The sequence below is a fragment of the Janthinobacterium sp. J1-1 genome (assembly GCF_030944405.1).
Lineage (GTDB): Bacteria > Pseudomonadota > Gammaproteobacteria > Burkholderiales > Burkholderiaceae_D > Janthinobacterium.
Window position 1 is genome coordinate 1,909,106 of record NZ_CP132339.1, and the last position, 18,144, is coordinate 1,927,249.

At 63.1% G+C, this 18,144-nt stretch carries 19 protein-coding genes; 10 read left to right on the plus strand and 9 right to left on the minus strand.

Going from position 1 to position 18,144, the window contains the following annotated elements; translation table 11 throughout:
• A complete protein-coding gene (locus tag Q8L25_RS08600) occupies positions 1–2,136 on the plus strand; it encodes a secretion protein HylD (protein ID WP_308924462.1) in 2,136 nt (711 codons plus the stop codon).
• Positions 2,137–2,223: 87 nt separating this feature from the next.
• On the opposite strand, the gene Q8L25_RS08605 is transcribed toward Q8L25_RS08600, so the two are convergent.
• From Q8L25_RS08605 to Q8L25_RS08615, 3 genes are all read right to left on the minus strand, one after another.
• Positions 2,224–2,610: a hypothetical protein gene (locus tag Q8L25_RS08605; RefSeq protein WP_308924463.1), complete on the minus strand. Its 387-nt coding sequence runs from the start codon at positions 2,608–2,610 to the stop codon at positions 2,224–2,226.
• 219 nt (positions 2,611–2,829) lie between these two features.
• Positions 2,830–3,111: a hypothetical protein gene (locus tag Q8L25_RS08610; RefSeq protein WP_308924464.1), complete on the minus strand. Its 282-nt coding sequence runs from the start codon at positions 3,109–3,111 to the stop codon at positions 2,830–2,832.
• 68 nt (positions 3,112–3,179) lie between these two features.
• Positions 3,180–3,467 carry a hypothetical protein gene (locus Q8L25_RS08615; RefSeq protein WP_308924465.1) on the minus strand — a complete coding sequence of 96 codons (288 nt, stop codon included), beginning with the start codon at positions 3,465–3,467 and terminating at the stop codon, positions 3,180–3,182.
• Between the two features lie 317 nt (positions 3,468–3,784).
• Between Q8L25_RS08615 and Q8L25_RS08620 the strand changes: the two genes are divergently transcribed.
• From Q8L25_RS08620 to corA, 4 genes are all read left to right on the plus strand, one after another.
• Positions 3,785–4,675: a TonB family protein gene (locus Q8L25_RS08620; protein ID WP_308924466.1), complete on the plus strand. Its 891-nt coding sequence runs from the start codon at positions 3,785–3,787 to the stop codon at positions 4,673–4,675.
• Positions 4,672–5,514, plus strand: a complete 843-nt coding sequence (gene aroE / locus Q8L25_RS08625; RefSeq protein ID WP_308924467.1) for a shikimate dehydrogenase — start codon at positions 4,672–4,674, stop codon at positions 5,512–5,514. The genes Q8L25_RS08620 and aroE overlap by 4 nt, the downstream gene beginning before the upstream one ends.
• On the plus strand, positions 5,511–6,245 hold the full coding sequence (gene mtgA, locus Q8L25_RS08630; RefSeq protein WP_308924468.1) for a monofunctional biosynthetic peptidoglycan transglycosylase: 735 nt from the start codon (positions 5,511–5,513) through the stop codon (positions 6,243–6,245). The genes aroE and mtgA overlap by 4 nt, the downstream gene beginning before the upstream one ends.
• 192 nt (positions 6,246–6,437) lie before the next feature.
• Positions 6,438–7,403, plus strand: coding sequence for a magnesium/cobalt transporter CorA (gene corA / locus Q8L25_RS08635; protein ID WP_065309743.1), 966 nt, complete (start codon positions 6,438–6,440; stop codon positions 7,401–7,403).
• Positions 7,404–7,426: 23 nt separating this feature from the next.
• Here corA and Q8L25_RS08640 read toward each other — a convergent pair whose 3' ends face one another.
• Positions 7,427–7,909, minus strand: a complete 483-nt coding sequence (locus Q8L25_RS08640) for a nuclear transport factor 2 family protein (RefSeq protein WP_308924469.1) — start codon at positions 7,907–7,909, stop codon at positions 7,427–7,429.
• Positions 7,910–8,158: 249 nt separating this feature from the next.
• On the opposite strand from Q8L25_RS08640, the gene Q8L25_RS08645 reads away from it, so the two are divergent.
• The gene (locus Q8L25_RS08645) at positions 8,159–8,878 is read left to right on the plus strand and encodes an HAD-IA family hydrolase (RefSeq protein WP_308924470.1); all 720 of its coding nucleotides are present in this window, start codon (positions 8,159–8,161) and stop codon (positions 8,876–8,878) included.
• 7 nt (positions 8,879–8,885) lie between these two features.
• Here the strand turns inward: Q8L25_RS08645 and Q8L25_RS08650 are convergent, their stop codons facing one another.
• Both Q8L25_RS08650 and Q8L25_RS08655 read right to left on the minus strand, forming a co-directional pair.
• On the minus strand, positions 8,886–9,869 hold the full coding sequence (locus Q8L25_RS08650; protein ID WP_308924471.1) for a helix-turn-helix transcriptional regulator: 984 nt from the start codon (positions 9,867–9,869) through the stop codon (positions 8,886–8,888).
• 32 nt (positions 9,870–9,901) lie between these two features.
• Positions 9,902–10,192: a hypothetical protein gene (locus Q8L25_RS08655; protein ID WP_308924472.1), complete on the minus strand. Its 291-nt coding sequence runs from the start codon at positions 10,190–10,192 to the stop codon at positions 9,902–9,904.
• A gap of 141 nt (positions 10,193–10,333) precedes the next feature.
• Between Q8L25_RS08655 and Q8L25_RS08660 the strand changes: the two genes are divergently transcribed.
• From Q8L25_RS08660 to Q8L25_RS08675, 4 genes are all read left to right on the plus strand, one after another.
• Positions 10,334–10,666, plus strand: a complete 333-nt coding sequence (locus Q8L25_RS08660; RefSeq protein ID WP_308924473.1) for a hypothetical protein — start codon at positions 10,334–10,336, stop codon at positions 10,664–10,666.
• Positions 10,667–10,679: 13 nt separating this feature from the next.
• On the plus strand, positions 10,680–11,369 hold the full coding sequence (locus Q8L25_RS08665) for a hypothetical protein (protein ID WP_308924474.1): 690 nt from the start codon (positions 10,680–10,682) through the stop codon (positions 11,367–11,369).
• A 7-nt stretch (positions 11,370–11,376) separates the two neighbouring features.
• Positions 11,377–12,243: a hypothetical protein gene (locus Q8L25_RS08670; protein WP_308924475.1), complete on the plus strand. Its 867-nt coding sequence runs from the start codon at positions 11,377–11,379 to the stop codon at positions 12,241–12,243.
• Between the two features lie 149 nt (positions 12,244–12,392).
• A complete protein-coding gene (locus tag Q8L25_RS08675) occupies positions 12,393–14,111 on the plus strand; it encodes a PepSY-associated TM helix domain-containing protein (RefSeq protein WP_308924476.1) in 1,719 nt (572 codons plus the stop codon).
• On the opposite strand, the gene Q8L25_RS08680 is transcribed toward Q8L25_RS08675, so the two are convergent.
• The 3 genes from Q8L25_RS08680 to Q8L25_RS08690 form a co-directional block, all read right to left on the minus strand.
• Positions 14,112–16,559, minus strand: a complete 2,448-nt coding sequence (locus Q8L25_RS08680; protein WP_308924477.1) for a TonB-dependent siderophore receptor — start codon at positions 16,557–16,559, stop codon at positions 14,112–14,114. It lies immediately after the preceding gene.
• Between the two features lie 103 nt (positions 16,560–16,662).
• A complete protein-coding gene (locus tag Q8L25_RS08685) occupies positions 16,663–17,613 on the minus strand; it encodes a FecR family protein (protein ID WP_308924478.1) in 951 nt (316 codons plus the stop codon).
• 7 nt (positions 17,614–17,620) lie between these two features.
• Positions 17,621–18,142, minus strand: a complete 522-nt coding sequence (locus tag Q8L25_RS08690; protein ID WP_308924479.1) for a sigma-70 family RNA polymerase sigma factor — start codon at positions 18,140–18,142, stop codon at positions 17,621–17,623.
• Between the last annotated feature and the right edge of the window lie 2 nt (positions 18,143–18,144).

Here is an 18,144-nt window from a genome sequence, read left to right on the forward strand (position 1 = left end):
TTGGACAGTCTGCTGCCGCGCCAGTTCGAGCACCTGCGCCTGCCGCCGCTGCGCGAAGAACTGAGCCTGCACGCCGGCCCCGCGCTGGCGACCGGGGAACCGAGCTACACGCTGGAGGACCCGGTGCGCAACCAGTTCTTCCGCATCGACTGGCTGACCTTCGAGGTGCTGCGGCGCTGGACGCTGGGCAGCCCGCAGCAGGTGCTGCGCGATATCGAACAGGACACGCCGCTCGATATCGGCTATGGCGAGATCGAATCGGTGCTCGGCTTCCTGGACCAGAACCAGCTGCTGCAGCCCGATCCCATTTCGTCCGTCAAGGTGATGGCCGCGCGCCACAAGGCGCAGCAGGGCGCCTGGCATACGCAACTGCTGCACAGCTACCTGTTTTTCCGCATCCCGCTGGTCAAGCCGGACCGCTGGCTGACGCGCGTGGCGCCCTCGTTCGAATGGATATTCTCGAACACCTTTGCGCGCCTGACCCTGCTGGCGCTGCTTGTCAGCGGCATCCAGATCTACCGTGAATGGGACCGCCTGGGCAGCATGCTGATGGACACCTTCACGCCCACCGGCCTGGCTTGCTACGGCCTGGCGCTGGCCGGCGTCAAGTGCGCGCATGAACTGGGCCATGCCATCACGGCCAAGCGGCGCGGCTGCCGTGTGCCGACCATGGGCCTGGCCTTCCTGGTGCTGTGGCCCGTGCCGTATACCGACACCAACGATGTCTGGCGCCTGAACAACAAGCACCATCGGCAGCAGGTGGCGGCGGCCGGCGTGGCGACGGAACTGATCGTCGCCATCTGGTCCTCGCTGGCCTGGGCCGTGCTGCCGGACGGCGTGCTGCGTTCCATCGTGTTCCCGCTGGCGACCACCACCTGGATCGCCACGCTGGCCATCAACGCCAGTCCCTTCATGCGCTTCGATGGCTATTTTGTCGTCTCCGACTGGCTCGACATGCCCAATCTGCATGGACGCTCGTTTGCGCTGGCGCGCTGGGATTTGCGCGAACGCCTGTTCGGGCTCGGCGCGCCGCCGCCCGAATACTTTCCGCCGCGCCGGCACTGGGGCCTGATCCTGTTTGCCTGGGGCGTGTGGCTGTACCGCCTGACGCTGTTCCTCGGCATCGCCATACTCGTGTATCACTTTTTTATCAAACTGGTGGGGATCTTTTTGTTTGCGATTGAAATGAGCTGGTTTATCTTGCGCCCGCTGGCGACCGAACTGCGCGTCTGGCGCAAGCTGTGGCCGCAGATCAAAACCACCCGCCGCACCCGCCGCACCGCCTGGCTGCTCGGCCTGGCCGTGCTGCTGTTCGTGCTGCCGTGGCCCACGCGCGTGCAGTCGAGCGGCGTGCTGCGCCCGGCCGAAGTGTTCCCCATCCACGCGCCCGAGCACGCCATGCTGTCCGCGCTGCCGCTGCGCGACGGCGCGAAGGTCAAGCCCGGCGACGTGATGATGCAGTTCGCGGTGGCGGAAAACGCCAGCCAGCGCCAGGGACTCGAAGCGCAGATCGACAGCCTGCGCTGGCGCAGTGAAGGCGCCGGTTTCGACGTCGAACAGCGCGCCCAGAGCATGGTGCTGCGCGAGCAGCTGGCCAGCGCCGAAGCCAAGCTCGACCTGCTCAAGGAGCAGGCCGCGCGCTACAGCCCGGTGGCGCCGTTCGCCGGCACCTTGCGCGATATCGACAGCGAACTGGCGCCCGGCGTGTGGGTCGGCAAGAACGAGCGCGTCGGCGTGCTGGTCAGCGACAAGGGCGAGGAAGTGAGCACCTATCTCGACGAAGACACGGTGCGCCGCGTCGCCATCGGCGACAGCGCGCGCTTCTATCCCGATGGCCTGGAAGGCCCGTTCGTGCGCCTGGAGGTCAGCGGCATCGACCAGGACGCCACCCACGTGCTGCCGAGCGGCATGTGGTCGGCCCAGCACGGCGGCTCCGTCACGGCGCGCGACAAGCAAGGCTACTGGTTCCCGGAACACGCCGTCTACCGCGTCAGCTTCAGGGTAACGGAATCGTCGGGTGACCTGGCCGGCCGCAGCTGGCGCGGCAAGGTGGTGATCGCCGCCGACTGGGAAGCACCGGGCGCGCGGCTGGTGCGTGGCGTGGCGGCGCTGTTGTGGCGGGAGGCGGGGTTTTAAGGCAGCCGGTTCAGCTATTGCTCTTTATTGCGTCCATTGCCAGGCTCTGTAGGCGAACCCGCCAGGATGGGACGGGGGTATTGAACGCTACGCATTTATCGCACCTAACTGGGCTAGAATCGGCGGCAGAAAAGTCTGGTCGATATTGAATTCAAACGCCAGTTTATTTCTGTTGTGAAAAGGTTGTGACCAAGCTTCACCGCTAACATCGATGTGACCCAGCTTATTTACCCGTAAATAAAAGGTCACCTGGTTCTCGCGCGACGAAAATTCGGCTACGCCTGCCAAGGCGGTGTTCAATGCCTGCAGTTCTCTCTCGAAGGCTTCAAAGTCCCCAGGTTCGAACGACGCGACGACAAGACCGTTGAAACCATGGACCTGAATTGTAATTTGTGCGCGCAGCCAGCCCGGGTATTCGGGTTCGATTTCGAGCCGCAAGAATTCTGTGGCAGTGCCAATGTGGAGTTGATGCATGGGTGGCCCAAGGTTTTATATATCGTGAATCAGCATATGCGTGATGGGTTACGTGATCCGCAAGTCTGCTGCTGACAAGTTGTTGCCATTGCCTCGTCAACTTGATTCAAGCTTGGCAGTCTCCCATGTCGTGATATCAAGGCGCCTGATGTGGAAATCGACGTACCCGTTGCATGGGGCACCCATCTTCACAATAAATCCTTGTACCTCGACCAGACCCTACGCCTGATCGATCACGCGGCCTCGCCCTCTGTACGAGTAATGTCCGGTACGTTCGATCCACTCCGTGGACAAGGCCTCTTTTTCATTTTCCGGCCAGTCCGACAGGAAGGCGGCCAGCACCTCAGCGTCCAGCACAGCCAGTCGATTGCCGATCAGGTCACCTGCCTTCAAATCACAAGGGTGGCAAAACGCGGTGACCTCGCCTGTTTTGCTGCGCAGGGTGACGGATGCAGCTTCATCATTTGGCGGATCGACCAGCACGACAGTGAGCTTGTTCATTTGTTCAAAAACCTTGTCTGTTCAAATAAAGCAGGAGATCAGAATTGCTTTTTCGTCCACCTCGGCTACTACTCTTCATCGTCATCGCTCTCAAGCAACAGGATGCGCTGTACTTCATCATCGCTTGGCTGAAAAGCGGCACCGCGTGTCGCGTAAATTTTTACCAAACCCAGTAGACTCAAAAGATCATCCGCTATAAAAATACAGTTGTCGTTTTCAGCCTGATATTGCGGTTCAGTGGTCTTGTCTCGGGTCACAACATAGCCAAGTTCTTGCAAAATGCCGAGTGCAGGAGCCAGCGTGTTAGCAGCAGCGGCAAGTCGAGTTTTATTTGTCATTTCATTCAATTCATCCATTCTTTTGAAGCATCTTGACCGCCGCAACTGCGAATGCCATCTTCAATGATCAGCCTTATCAGACGGCCATTTTCATCAACATAAGCGGCCAGTCGATCATTAAATATCCTTTAAAGAACTGGAGAAGCGTTTCATGAGTATCCATCGTTCAGTGTACGGCGCAAGTTGCTCAGACTGCAAGAGGTGCTTGGGCTCGCCATCAGCTGATCCGGTACACAGTAAACAGCTTTCCATTCATCCCGCACAAAAACTGGCAGTTGCACGCCGGCTTTGACGTAAAATTCACCATTTCCCGACGTCATGGACTTGCTGCCAGCGTGAAGCTTATCTTCTTACAACACCGATTCCTGGCCATCGCTGTCGCCGCTTCGCTGCTGGCGCATGGCGCCTTGCTGGCGGTGCATTTTGTCGCGCCCGCGCCGCAGCGCGCGGTGGCTGCCGATCCTGGCCTGGAAGTGATACTGGTCAATGCCAAGCATGCTGCCCAGCCCCTGAAGGCCGATGCTCTGGCGCAAGCCAATCTCGACGGTGGTGGCCAGGCCGACAAGGGGCGCGCCAAGTCGCCGCTGCCGGACATGCGCAAGGTGGAGGAGGGCGACAGCGTCAAGGCCAGCGCGCGCCGGATTACCGAACTGGAACAGAAGCAGCAGGAACTGCTGACCCAGGCGCAGAAGGCCACGCCCTACAGCGCCGCGCCGGTGACGGAAAAGGACAAGCCCAATCCGGTGGCGACCGGGTCGGACTTGCTGGAGAGCAGCAAGGCGATTGCCCGCATGGCGGCCGAGATCAGCCAGACCGTGGAAGACCAGAACAAGCGTCCGCGCAAGACCTTCATTACGCCCAGCACGCAGGAGGTCGGCTATGCCATGTATTACAAGACCCTGCAAAAGCGCATCGAGGATATCGGCACCTTGAACTTTCCGCAAAAAAATGGCCGCAAGATGTATGGCGAGCTGGTGGTCTATATCCCGATCTTCCAGGACGGCACGATTTACCAGAAGGAAGGCGGCATCCGCGTCGAGAAAAGCTCGGGCAACCCGGCGCTCGATGCGGCGGCGATCGCCATCGTGCGCCGCGCGGCGCCGTTTGGCCGCTTTCCGCCGAACATGCTGTCCAGCGACAAGGACGACCTGTGGGTCGTCATCACCCGATTCAAATTTACCCGCGAAGAAAAAATGGAAGCTAACCTGACAGGCGGCGGCAATTGAGCACCGAAGAGATCACTCCCGACGCCTATTGCGTGTTCGGCAACCCGATTGCCCATAGTAAATCCCCCGCCATCCATGCCGCCTTTGCCCAGCAGACGGGTGAGGCCATCGTCTATGAACGCCGGCTGGTGCCGCTGGACGGCTTTGCGCTGGCGGCGCGCGGCTTTGCGGCCGAAGGCGGCAAGGGCGCCAATGTGACGGTGCCGTTCAAGCTGGACGCCTGCGCGCTGGCGACCGAACTGACGCCGCGCGCGCAAGCGGCCGGCGCGGTCAATACCCTGCGCTTCGATGGCGACGTGATTCTTGGCGACAACACCGATGGCGCCGGCCTGGTGGCCGATATCGTGCGTAATGCCGGCGTGGCCATTCTTGGCAAGCGCGTGCTGCTGCTGGGCGCCGGCGGCGCGGCGCGTGGCGTGGTGCTGCCGCTGCTGCAGGAGCAGCCGTCAGAGTTGTTCATTGCCAACCGCACCGTGGCCACGGCCCAGGCGCTGGTGGCGCAATTCCAGGAGGCCGGCCAGGGCATCGACGGCTTGCGCGCGGGCGGTTTCGAGCAGCCCGATGGCCAGTTCGATATCGTCATCAATGCCACTTCGGCCAGCCTGGCGGGCGACTTGCCGCCGGTGCCGGCCACCGTGTTTGGCAGCCATACCTTGGCGCTGGACATGATGTATGGCGCGGCGCCGACCGTCTTCATGGATTTTGCCTCTCAGCATGGCGCACAGGTGCGCGATGGCTTGGGCATGCTGGTCGAGCAGGCAGCTGAAGCTTTTCATGTGTGGCGCGGCGTGCGGCCCGAGACGCAGGACTTGCTGGCGCTGCTGCGCGGTGCCCTGTGAAGGCGGCCAGGAAGGGCGCGCGCAAGGGCGCGTCTGCCAGCCGCTATGGCTGGATCAAATGGCTGTTTATCGTGCCGGTGCTGGCTTTTATCGTGGTGCAGCTGTATTTCTTTTTGCAGATATGGTGGTGGGTCGACCATAACCCGACCAGCACCGCCTTTATGCGCGAGCAATTGTCGAGTTTGCAGGAAAAGAATCCGAAGGCCGTCATTCAGCAGACCTGGGTGCCGTATGAGCGCATCTCGAACAACCTGAAACGCGCCATCATCGCTTCGGAAGACGCCAATTTTTCCGAGCACGAAGGCATCGATTGGGAGGCGCTGCAAAAGGCGTATGAGAAAAACAGCAAGAAACAGAAGGTGGTGGCCGGCGGCTCGACCATTACCCAGCAGCTGGCGAAGAATCTGTTCCTGTCCGGCTCGCGCAGCTATGTGCGCAAGGGCCAAGAACTGATCATCACCTACATGCTGGAAAGCCTGATGGACAAGCAGCGCATCTTTGAAATCTACCTGAACGTGGTGGAGTTCGGTCGAGGCACGTTTGGCGCCGAAGCGGCGGCGCGCCATTATTACCGCACCAGCGCGGCCAAGCTGAACGCGGGCCAGGCGGCCAAGCTGGCCGTGATGCTGCCCAATCCGCGCTATTACGACAGCCATCGCGACACCGGCTACCTGAACCGGCGCACCGGCGTGATCCTGCGCCGCATGGGCGCGGCGGAATTACCACAGTGAGCGGCGTGTTCGAATAGGCAAGCATGGCAGAAAGACAGCGTGGTATGGATGCTGCGCCGCACTATTTCGGTGAAAAAGGGCGGCGCGGGGGTGGTCGTGAAAAGGGCTTTGCGAGTACACTTGCGCTGTTTTGATTTTTGGCGCCAGCGCCAGCAAATATTACGATAACCCCACATCCGGCTGAGAGCGCGCATGATCAATGTCTTTGTATTACAGAATGGCCGGCTCAACCAGGTGCCGATCGACAGCCGCGCAGACCTCGAAAATGCCGAACCGGTGTGGGTCGACCTGACCGATCCGACCGATGATGAGCGGGCCTGGGTCAAGGCCACCTACAACGTTACCCTGCCGGGTGAAGACGAAGTCAAGGATATCGAGGCGTCGGCCCGCTACTACGAAGCGGAAAACGGCGACCTGCATCTGCGTACCGATTTCTTGCTGGAAGAAGACGACGGCCCCTCGCGCGTGATCACCGTGGCCTTTATCCTGGCCCGTAAAATCCTGTTCTCGATGCATACGGACGACCTGCCCGTGTTCCGCCTGGTGCGCATGCGCGCCCGTTCGCGGCCCGGTTCGATCGCCGACTACATGGACGTGCTGCTGGACCTGTACGCCACCGACGCCGAATACTCGGCCGACGTGCTCGAAGGCATCTACCAGAACCTGGAAGAAGTCAGCACGCGTGTGTTGCAAAAGGAATTTACCGATGCGCACGCGGCCGAAGCGCTGAACGCGATTGCCCACGAGGAAGATTTGAATGGCCGCATCCGCCGCAACATGATGGATACGCGCCGCGCCGTCAGCTTTCTGATGCGCGGCCGGCTGCTCAATTCCGAGCAATTCGAGGAAGCGCGCCAGATTCTGCGCGATATCGAATCGCTGGACGGCCATACCTCCTTCCTGTTCGACAAGATCAATTTCCTGATGGACGCCACCGTCGGTTTCATCAACATCAACCAGAACAAGATCATCAAGATCTTCTCGGTGGCCAGCGTGGCTTTCCTGCCGCCGACCCTGATCGCCAGCGTGTACGGCATGAACTTCAAGTTCTTGCCGGAGCTGGAATGGACCTTCGGCTATCCCTGGGCCTGGGGCCTGATGATCACCAGCGCGATTGCGCCATTTTTATATTTCCGCCATCGGGGATGGTTGAAATGATGAAAGGGCCTTGCGGCCCTTTTTTATTGCGCTGGCCGTTTTGGCGCAATGCCCGTGTACTGGGCCGACATCAGTTTCCAGTTTGCCCCTTCCTTGATGGCGACATAGCTGGCGCGCATTGCCATCTGGCGCTGCTGGCCGCCGGCGTTGACCGAGATCGCCAACTTGCCGATCAGCACGGCCGTGCCGCCCGTCACGCGCACCAGCGGTTCCTCGACCGTGATGACGGGCGTGGCGGTCTTTTTTTCCGGCGCATAGAAGGCCAGCATTTTCTCGCGCGTGTCGACTTCGCCCATCGGCGAGACCTCCACGTAATTGTCTGCCGTCAGCGCGGTCAGGGCAGGCACGTCGAACCGGGTCTGCGCCGCCACGTGCTGGCGCACCAGGTTCAGCACGTCGGCCGCGTCGTCCGCCAGCGCAGCTTGCGCAAAGGTGGTGCAGAAGGCGAAAGTGGCAAGGGAGGACGCGAAGGGAAATCGGCGCTGCGGCAAGCTGGAAGAAGTCATGGCTGGGGTCCGGTTGGGCCTGATTCAAGCGATCAGGGCAGCATGCAGTATGCCTTCGGTATTTGGATAAAAGCAACTGCCTGCATGGCGCCAGCGCACGGCTGAGGACGGCAGAAGGGGAAATCTGGGATAATCACAGTCTGCCGTTATCAAACCGCGTTGAAAAAAAGTATCGCAAATCATCCGCTTTTGACGTGGCCCGGCCCGTCAACTCTCCCTATCATTGCCTGTCCCTACCCTGGAGTGTCCATGCCTGATACCGCCGCCCACACTGGCCCGCGTTTTACCCACCTGATCAGCGACTGCGATGGCGTGTTGATCGACAGCGAGGCCGTGGCCCTGCAGGCGCTGCTCGACTTGCTGGCTCCGCAGCTGCCGGGTTTGCCCGAGGGTGTCACCCTGCAAGGCCTGATCGAACCGCGCCTGGGCCTGCGCCTGGTGCCCTTGATCCATGATATCTATGCCGAACTGGGCTTGCCGCAGTTGCCGGAAGAAGAAGTGCTGGCCATCGGCCACGGCGTTAACGTCCGGTGCGATGAGCAATTGAGTGCCGTGCCCGGCGTGGCGCAGGCGCTGGCCGCGATCGACCTGCCGAAGGCGGTCGCCTCGAACAGCGTCAGCGAACGCGTGCACGCCGCCTTGACCCGCACCGGCATGGTGGACCTGTTCGGTGGCCGCTACTTCACGCCCGACCTGGTCGGCCACGCCAAGCCGCACCCTGGTTTGTACCTCGCGGCGGCGGCCGCCTTCGGCGTGCCGCCAGGCCAGTGCCTGGTGCTGGAAGACAGCGTCACGGGCGTGACCGCCGCTGCCGCCGCCGGCATGACGGTGCTGGGCTTTATTGGCGGCGGCCATATCGCCGCCGGCCAGGAAGCGCGCCTGAAAGCGGCTGGGGCCAGTTACGTATTCAGCGAGATGGCCAGCTTGCCGGCGCTGGTGGCCAGCTTGATGCAGCGTACGACGGCCTGACCTGCGTTTATTCCCGCACCGCCAGCAACGCCCCCAGCAGCGCGACGTTGTTGATGTTCAGCTTGTTGAAGATGGCCTTGATCTGGCTGCGGATGGTTTCCGGCGAACGGTTGAGCTGGGTGGCCACCTGTTTTTGCGTCAGGCCGTGGGCGATTAGCTTGGCCACCAGGAATTCGCGCTCGCTCAGCGTGTCCACCGTTTCGCTGGCGCGCGCCTTTAAAAACAGCAAGCCCTGTTCGCGGTGACCCCGCACGATAACGCCGCCAGCGGCCACATGCGGCTGGTCCGGCTGGCTGACCAATTGCTTCAGCAGCGCCGGCGGCAAGTGCTGCGGATCGTCGGTGCGCCAGGCGGCAAACACCAACGCTTTGAAGCGGTCGTCGGCATGGTAAAGCACACCTCGCTGGTCAGCGATCGCGACCGACCATTTGGCGCGCACCGTGTCATGGCTCAGGCGGTCCAGGTGGACCAGGCGGTTGATGGCCAGCGCCTGCATCAGGTGCGGCGCCAGGCAGGCCAGCAGATCGATCTCCGGTTTCAGACAGCGCGCCGCCAATTCGGCACGGTACAGCGACACCCACTGCACGAACCGGGTGCCGGGATGGATGTCCGAGGTGATCAGCATGTTGACGTGGCCAAAGTCATGCAGAAACTGCCGGAACGCCGTGTTGTGCTCCCCGGGAAAATCCTCGACCCGAAAACCGATGGTCATGGTGCGCTGCGCCGTCACTTGCACGGCAGCGGTGTCGCAGTGCTTCACTTTTTCGTAGGCCTCCAGCATCGCCGGCGAGGAATTGTGCAGGTGGATGCTGTGGATGTCGATGCCACCCTCGCGCATGGTGGCGGTGCCCCACATCGAGGAGTCAAAGGCCAGGCAGGTTTTGAGCAGTGTCAGCGCCGCGTCCTGGAATAGATGGACCGGGCATTCCTGGGCCAAGCGGTAGAGCGCGAGCAGCAGATTGCTGTATTCCGGAAGCAGGCTTGGGCGCATGGAGAGAGGGACGGGTGGATCGCCCGACCACTCTAAACCAGCGGTAATGAATTGCCAAGAAGAATGCGGAAATAGCAGCGGTATTGTTGTTTTATAAATACTGGCGCATTGGACGCGTATCCACATCTCTCTCCTCTACGTGAAGTTGCTTTGCCGAAAAGAGCCCCAATGGTTGTTTCAGATAACAAAGATTTCTGTTTTCCCAATTTATCCCATAAATGGGGGATAGGCAAACCAGTTGGTTTGAGATGTAATGATGGCAACTGTTCAGCCCTATGAACAGGTGTTGTCAATAGCGAAATTCCGCTTGGAAAAGAGGTCATCTGATAAGGGGTTGCTCACTTCAAGCAAAAATTGATGTTTTTTGTGTCGCTCTCATAGGACTGAATAGTTGCGATATTTCAATACAATAATTTCCTTGTCATTCGATTAAAAAAACTGTCATATTTATATTGGGTTATGTCATGAAAAATGCTTTATTACTGACTGTGTTGCTGGGCACGATGCCATTGCATGCGATGGCGCAGACGTCGCCGGCTGTACCCGTGCCTGCGGTGGCACCCGCGCCAGCGCCCGACAAGAGCGCCGACGAGGAGGAAAAGGACGATGACCAGACAGTGGTCGGCATGAAAGATTCGGCCAGCAAGGCGCCGGTGACGACGGCTGGCGCTGTCGCCACGACGGGGATCAGTACAACGATGCTGGTAGGCATCGGCACCGCCATCGCCATCGCCATCGGCGTGGCCAGTTCGGGTGGTTCCGGTTCGTCGACCAGCCATTCGGCTGTTCATCACTAGGCGCAGGCAATCCATGGTAGCGCGCGCCACACTGATGGTCTTGTGCTGTGCCGCGCTGCTTGGCGCCTGCGCGGCGCCCAAACAGGCGGCCGTGCCGCTGTCGGCCAGCGCCTTGTCGGCCCGGCCGGTGCGCATCGGCGTGGTGATGAGCACCGTGCCGACCGCCGATACGCACTTCCCTGGCGCCGGTTGCCTGCTGTGCATCGCCGCCGTTAGCGTTTCCAATACCGCGTTGACGGCGCATGTGCGCACCTTGCCGACCGAGGACCTGCTGAGCATCAAGGAGGACCTTGCCGAGTTGCTGCGCAAAAAAGGGCACGAGGTGATCGTCATCGCCGAACCGCTCGATATCGATGCCTTGCCCGACCGCCAGGACAGCAAACCGAACGGCGCCAAAAAGGATTTTTCGGCGCTGGGCCGGCAATACCGGCTCGACAAGCTGCTGGTGATTCATCTGACCAAGGTCGGCGTCAACCGTAACTACAACAGCTATATTCCGGCCGGCGACCCGCAGGGCCTGGTAGCCGGCGCCGGCTATATCGTCAACCTCGACGATCATGCATACGACTGGTACCGTGCGCTGCGCCAGCTCAGGAGCGCCACCGGCAATTGGGACGAAGCGCCCGCTTATCCCGGCTTGAGCAATGCCTATTTCCAGGCCATCGAAGGTGCGCGCGATGCCTTGCGCAAACCCTTGTATTGACATGGCGATGCTGAGAACAGCCGCGTTCGCGGTACTGGCCTGGTCGCTGTGCGCCGGTGCGCTGGCGCAGCAGCCGGCGCTGCCTGCCACCTGGTCCTTGCGCCTGCCGCAGCAGCAGGCGGTGGCCTTTCGCGGCCTGGCCAATTTCGACAGGGCCGGCAAGGGTGCATCGGGTACCACCTACATGATGCCCGGCATCGCCGGTTTTGCGGCGGCGCTGGCCGCCCATGCCCTGGTGATCAATAGCGGCCTGGAACAGCGCAAAAGCGAGATCGAACTGGCGGCGGACCAGGTGCTGCTGCCTTACCTGCCGGTGCTCGATGCCATGCGCCAGGACACACTGATGGCGCAGGCGCTGGCACGCGTGGCGCCTGGCAGTACGCCGCGCTTGATCGCCTTTTTCGATCACGACGAATCGGGCTGGATCGTCGAAAGCACGCCGCTGTTCGCCATGACCCAGGACCAGAGCGCGCTGGTGCTCGATAATGCGATCGCCGTCCATGCGCCGGGCGCGCCGAAGCAGGCTGCCTACCGCAACACCGTGCGCGTGGTCTCGCGGGCCAGCACGCATGCCGACCTGGAAGCGTACTGGAATGCGCAGCAAGGCCGCCAGTTGCTGGACCAGAGTGCCGCCTTGCTGGCGCTGTCGATCGAGATCGCATTGCAACAGGCCTACAGCGGTGGCGATGCGCCCGCCGACCTGGGCGTTTTCAGGACGGTACGCTATCACGAAGGCCGCAAGGCAGCCGCCGAGCGCGCCCAGGTGCTGTCCGAACGGTGCGGACGCGCGCTGATTAGCAATTTGCGCGGCTGGCTGATGTCGGTGCCCTTGCTGCAGCCCGGCGCGGATCCGGCCTGTGCCACGGCGCCCTGAGGCGACGCTAGCCGGCGCCATCCACGGTTCGGCCCACACTGGCTTGGCGGTGTTGTTTTCTCCCTGCGCTGGTTCCGCTTTTATCCGCTTTATCCGATTCATCAACAAGGCCTACGCGCCACCGATGAACCGATGAAAGCCACCATTCCATGCCCTTGCACCACTCCACCCGCTACCGCCTCGGCGTGGCTGCGCGCCTGCTGGCCGCCATCCTGGGCGGTTATGTCCTGACCGTCGCCATTACCTGGATGCTGGCCGTGCTGCTGCCACAGAGCCGCGTCGATGCGGTGATGACGGCTACTCTGCTGTCTTTCCTGGTCTATGCCGTCATCATCCTGTGGGTGTTTGCCAAAAAGGGCAGCCTGCGCCAGGCCATGGCCTGGCTGCATACTTGGTCCGGGCTGTTCGTCTGCTGGCTGCTGCTGATGGTGTTCATGAGTGGCACGGCGTCGTACTACCGCGACGAAATCAGCTTGTGGATGAAGCCGGAGCTGCAGGCGGCCGCCAGCGCCGCACCGGTGCCGCCCGTGCTGGCGGCGCAATCGGCGCTGGCCTATCTGCGTGCGAACGCACCCGACGCCACGCGCTGGGTGATCGAGCTGCCGACCGGCCGCCAGCCGGCGCTGGCCGTCAGCTGGGTCGACACAAAGACGGCCGTCAAAAAACGCCGCGCGCGCCAGGACCAGGTGCTGCTCGACCCGGCCAGCGGCGCACAGCTGCCGGCGCCGCGCGCCACCGAAGGCGGCGACTTCCTGTTTCGTCTGCATTTTGATCTGCACTATATGCCGATCGTGTGGGGGCGCTGGATCGTCGGCATCGCCGCCATGGGCATGCTGGTGGCCATCCTCAGCGGCGTGATCACGCACCGGCGCATCTTCAGGGATTTCTTTACCTTCAGGCCGCACAAGGGACAGCGCTCGTGGCTCGATGCGCACAATGCGGTGGCCGTGCTGGCGCTGCCGTTTCATTTGATGATCACCTATACGGGGCTGGTGACGCTGATGTTCATGTATATGCCGGCGCCCAAGCAGGCGCTGTATGGCGGCGACCAGAAGACCTGGCTCAAGGACGCGTATCCACAAACGGCGCGCAAGGTCACGCCCTCGGGCCAGCCGGCGCCGTTGACGGACCTGGCGCCGCTGCTGGCGCAGGCGAGTACACGCTGGCGCGGCGCGGCGCCGGGGCGCATCGTGATCGATTATCCGGGCGACGCCAGCGCCACCATCGCGCTTGCGCGCCAGGCGGGCCTGTCGTTTTCGAATAGCGAGCCGGTGCTGCTGTTCCAGGGCGCCAGCGGCCAGCTGCTCGCCGCCACCGACTACGACGCCATCACGCCCTCGGAAGCGCGGCGCGCCATGTACGGCTTGCACCTGGGCCGCTTTGCCGATCCCTTGCTGCGCGCGCTGTTCTTTTTGTGCGGCCTGGCCGGCTGCGCCATGGTGGCCACCGGCGCCGTGCTGTGGGGCGTGCGCACGCGCGCCCAGGCGGTAAAGGCCGGACGTATCGGCTTCGGGCTGCGGCTGGTCGACGCCCTGAATATCGGTGCGATTGCCGGCCTGCCGATCGCGTTTGCCGCGTTTTTCTGGGCCAACCGGCTACTGCCGGTCGGCATGGCGCAGCGCGCCGACAGCGAGATCGCCTGCTTCTTCGGCGCCTGGGCCGTGGCGGCGCTGCTGGCACAGATCCGTCCGACTCTTGGCATGTGGCGGTTTCAGCTGGGGCTGGGAGCGGGATTGTGGGGCGGGCTGATGCCGTTGACCCTGGCGACCACCGAGGTGGCGCTGGCGGGTTTTGACTGGGTGGCGCTGGTGGCGGGGCTGCTGCTGGCGGGGACGGCGTTCAAGCTGAAAAGCCGCCCCCGGGACTGATCAATACTGGCCGCGTACCGTCAACATGGCACCGCGCGGGGCGCCATAGTAGTAGCCGGGGCCATACTCGCGGATCTTCTCGTAGTACACCTTGTCGAACAGATTGCTGACATTGAGCTGCGCCTGCAGGTTGCGGCTGATGCGGTAGGAGACAAACGCCGAAGCGGTGGCATAGCCGCCCTGGCGCGCAAACGCGGTGCCGCTCTGGCTGGTGATTTCGCTTTGCAGGTTGACGCCGCCGCCGGCCGACCACGCATGCAGGTCGCCGGGCAGGGTGTAGCTGGAAAACAAACGCAGCAAGTGGCGCGGCGTGGTGGTGCGGATCGCCTTGCCCGTATTGCTGGCCGTGTCGCGCACGTTTTTCGTGTTGTTCAGGGTGTAGCCGGCCGACAGGTTCCAGTTGCTGCCGATCTGGCCCGACACTTCCGCTTCCACGCCGCGGCTGCGCTGCTCGCCCTGGGCGATCTGGCAATAGCCGTTGCTGTAGTCGGGCAGGCAGGGGTTGGTCGAACTGAGGTCATCGACGCCCTTGCCGTTCTGTTCCAGCTGGAAGATGGCCAGGTTGGTATGGAGCTTTTTGTTGAAAAACTCGCCTTTGACACCGAGTTCGAGATTGCGGCCGGTGATCGGCGCGAGCGCCTTGCCGGTCTTGTCGAAGGCGCGCTGCGGGGTAAACACGTCGGCGTAGCTGCCGTACAGGCTCAGATTGTCATTGAGCGCATACAGGGCCGCCACGTAGGGTGTGAATTCCGCATCGACGCTGTAGGCGCCGGCACGGTTGTTCGGCTTGTAGTCCCACCAGCTCATGCGCGCGCCAAGGATGACGGTGAGCGGATCGCTGACATTCAGGCGCGCGGTCGCATACGCGCCCTGTTGTTCCGTCAGGTTTTTGACATAGGTGCCGGTGAAGGCCGGCATGGCGGGCATGGCCACGTTGTACGGGTCCCAGGTGTAGGGATCGAGGCCGGTCATCGATGGCAGGCCGGCCAGGGTGGCGCAGGAGCCGGCGGTCGGCTGGGCATAGTCGCGCGAGCCGTTGGCGCCGACCACCAGTTCATGCTGGCGGCCCAGCAGGGTGAACGGGCCGCTGGCGTACAGGTCCCAGCTGGTCTGCTGGGCCGTGTAGTCCTTTTCGCCGCAGCGGCTGATCTGGTAATTGATCTTCGATGGATCTTTTGCGTTGCGCGAGATCAGCGTCTGCACATAGCCGTCGGCGCCGTGCATGCGCTTCATGTTGATGAAGTTGAAGCTGGCCTTGGCGCTCCAGCCATTGCCGAACTGGTGTTCCAGGCTGGCGAAGGCTTGTTTGTTTTCGCGGTCCCAGTGGTTTTCCGACGAACCCAGGTAGGTGTCGCGCGCGAATTGCATCGGACTGCCGTCGATATTGGCCAGCAGGTTGCCCCAGGCGCCATTGGTTTTCAGGGTCGACCATTCCAGGCCGGCCAGCAAGGTGGTGGCCGGCGCGATGTCCGCCTCGAGCACCGCATACAGCACGCTTTTGTCGGACTTGCGCGCCTTCTGAAAATGGTGGCGGCGGTCTTCCACGGCCACCACGCGGCCACGCACGCTGCCCGAGGCGTTCAACGGCGCCGAGATATCGCCTTCGGCCCGATACGTATCCCAGCTGCCGACGGTGGCCGCGCCGCCCGCGGAAAACTGCGAAGTCGGGCGCTTGCGCACCAGGTTGACGGCGCCCGAGGGGCTGCCGGCGCCGCGCATCAGGCCGGCCGCGCCGCGCAGCACTTCGGCGTGATCGAGGGTCGCCATGTCAGGCTGGATATAGAAGCCGTTGCCGCTGCCCGGCGTGATGGCGGCGTTGCCGTCGAACTGCACGTTGGTGATTTCCTGGCCGCGCGCGTAATAGCCCACGCGCTCGGAATCGGTGTTGAACACTTCGATGCCGGGCGTGCTGCGCAAGACATCGGTCAGGTCCGTCAAGCCCTGGTCTTCGATCTGCTGGCGCGAGATGATGGTGACGCTGTGCGGCGTGTCGCGCAGGCTGGCGTTATTTTTACCCAGCGACAGGGCGCCGCCGCTGTAGGCGCCGCTGCCTTCGCTGGTGCTGTCGCGCGCGCTGACCACGCTGATGGCCGCCATGGTTTTATAGCCGGTGGCGTCGACCTGCGCCGGCGGCGCCGCGCGGCGCAGGGTGTAACTGCCATCGGCATTGCGCACCGCTTCCAGGCCGCTGCCGGACAACAGCTGCGCCAGGGCGGCGTCGACGCCATGGCTGCCCTGCAGGCCGCCGCTGGCCTTGCCATTGGCCAGCTCGGTGCTGCCGGCCAGCAGGATGCCGGACTCGCCGACAAAGCGGGCCAGCACGGCGCTCAAGGGGCCGGCGGGAATCTGGTAGGCGCGCACTGGCGCAGCTTGTTGTGCGTACACCGCGACAGGTGCCAGGAAGGCACTGGCAATGGCCAGGCGCATCAGGTAGGAAGAATTGGACATGGATAAGTTGGGGTCAGGGGTTCGGTAAAGGATGCGGCGATGCCGTCTTATCCTGTGTATCGAACCAGTGCGCCAAATGCGGAACCGTCAGCCGATAAAATTTTTAAATAGCTTCCAGCGTGGTCCACCACGGCAGGGGGCGCCGCACGCGCAGCGGCAGCACGGCCGCCAGCATGCGCAGGGTTTTGTCCAGGTCGTGCAGCGGGTAGCCGCCCAGCACGCGCAGCTGCGCCACTTCGGGCGACACGCCGATATGGCCACGGTGATAGCGCTTCAATTCGGCCACCACGTCCTGCAGGGCCATGTTATCGGCCAGCAGCACGCCGCGCGACCACGCTTCGCGGGCCGGGTCGGCCGCTTCTGTCTTGCCGATGGCGGTGGCGCTGAACGTGACCTGGCTGCCGGCCTTGACGATGCGCGTGGCGCCGCCGCTGCTGCGCACTTCCACCGCGCCGCCATATACGGCCAGGTAGGTGGCCCCATCCAACAGGCGCACCGTAAAGCGCGTGCCCAGCGCGCGCAGGCGGCCATGGGCCGTATCGACCACCAAAGGACGCGTGCTGTCATGCGCCGTGTCGACCAGCATTTCGCCATCGAGCAAGCGCAGGCGGCGCAGGCTGGCGCTGTAGTCGGTGTCAAACGCGCTGGCCGTATTGAGCCAGACGCTGCTGCCGTCGGCCAGGGTCAGGCTGCGCAGCTCGCCGGTGCCGGTGCGGTACTGCGCCAGCAGGTAAACAGGATGGGCGCGCCAGGCCTCGACGCCCAGCAGCGCGCCGCCCCCCAGGATGGCGAGCGCGCCCAGCACGCGCCGGCGCGGCAGCGACTTGGCGCGCGCGCCGTGCAAGGTATCGGTGGCGGCATGGCGCAGTTCGGGGCTGCGCACCGGTTCGAAACGCCGGGCGACGGTTTCGGCATGGGCCCAGGCGTCGCGGTGTTCGCGCTTTTGATCGAGCCAGGCCTGCCAGGCATGGCGGTCGCTGTCGCTGGCCTCGCCCGAGCGCAGCAGGGCAAACCATTCGGCCGCCTGCCGCATGGCGGCGTGCGAATTGCTCATAAGGTGCTCATGGCGTCTCCAGCGCCGCTTCCAGCAGCATGCAATGCAGCAGGGCCCTGGCCATGTATTTGCGCACCATGCGGTCCGACACGCCCAGCTGCGCCGCCACTTCCTTGTCCGTCATGCCATGCACCATTGCCAGCACGAACGCTTGCGCCACCTTGGCCGGCAGGCTGCGCAGCATGGCGTCAATCTCGCCCAGCGCCTGCAGCACGCTGGCCTGCTGTTCGGCCGAGCAGGCGTGGGCTTCCGGTTGCGCCGCCAGCGCGGCCAGCCAGGCTTGCTCGATCTCGCGGCGGCGCCACAGGTCCACGCACAGGCCGCGCGCCACCGTGCTCAGATAGGCGCGCGCGCCTTCGAAGCTGTCGAAACTGCGCGGTTTGCTCAGCAGGCGCACAAACGCGTCATGCGCCAGGTCGGCCGCGTCGAACGCATTGCCCAGGCGCCGGCGCAGCAACGATTGCAGCCAGCCATGGTGGTCGGCATACAGGGTCTCGACGGGCTGTGGGGGAGCTGGGGCAGCCGGCATGG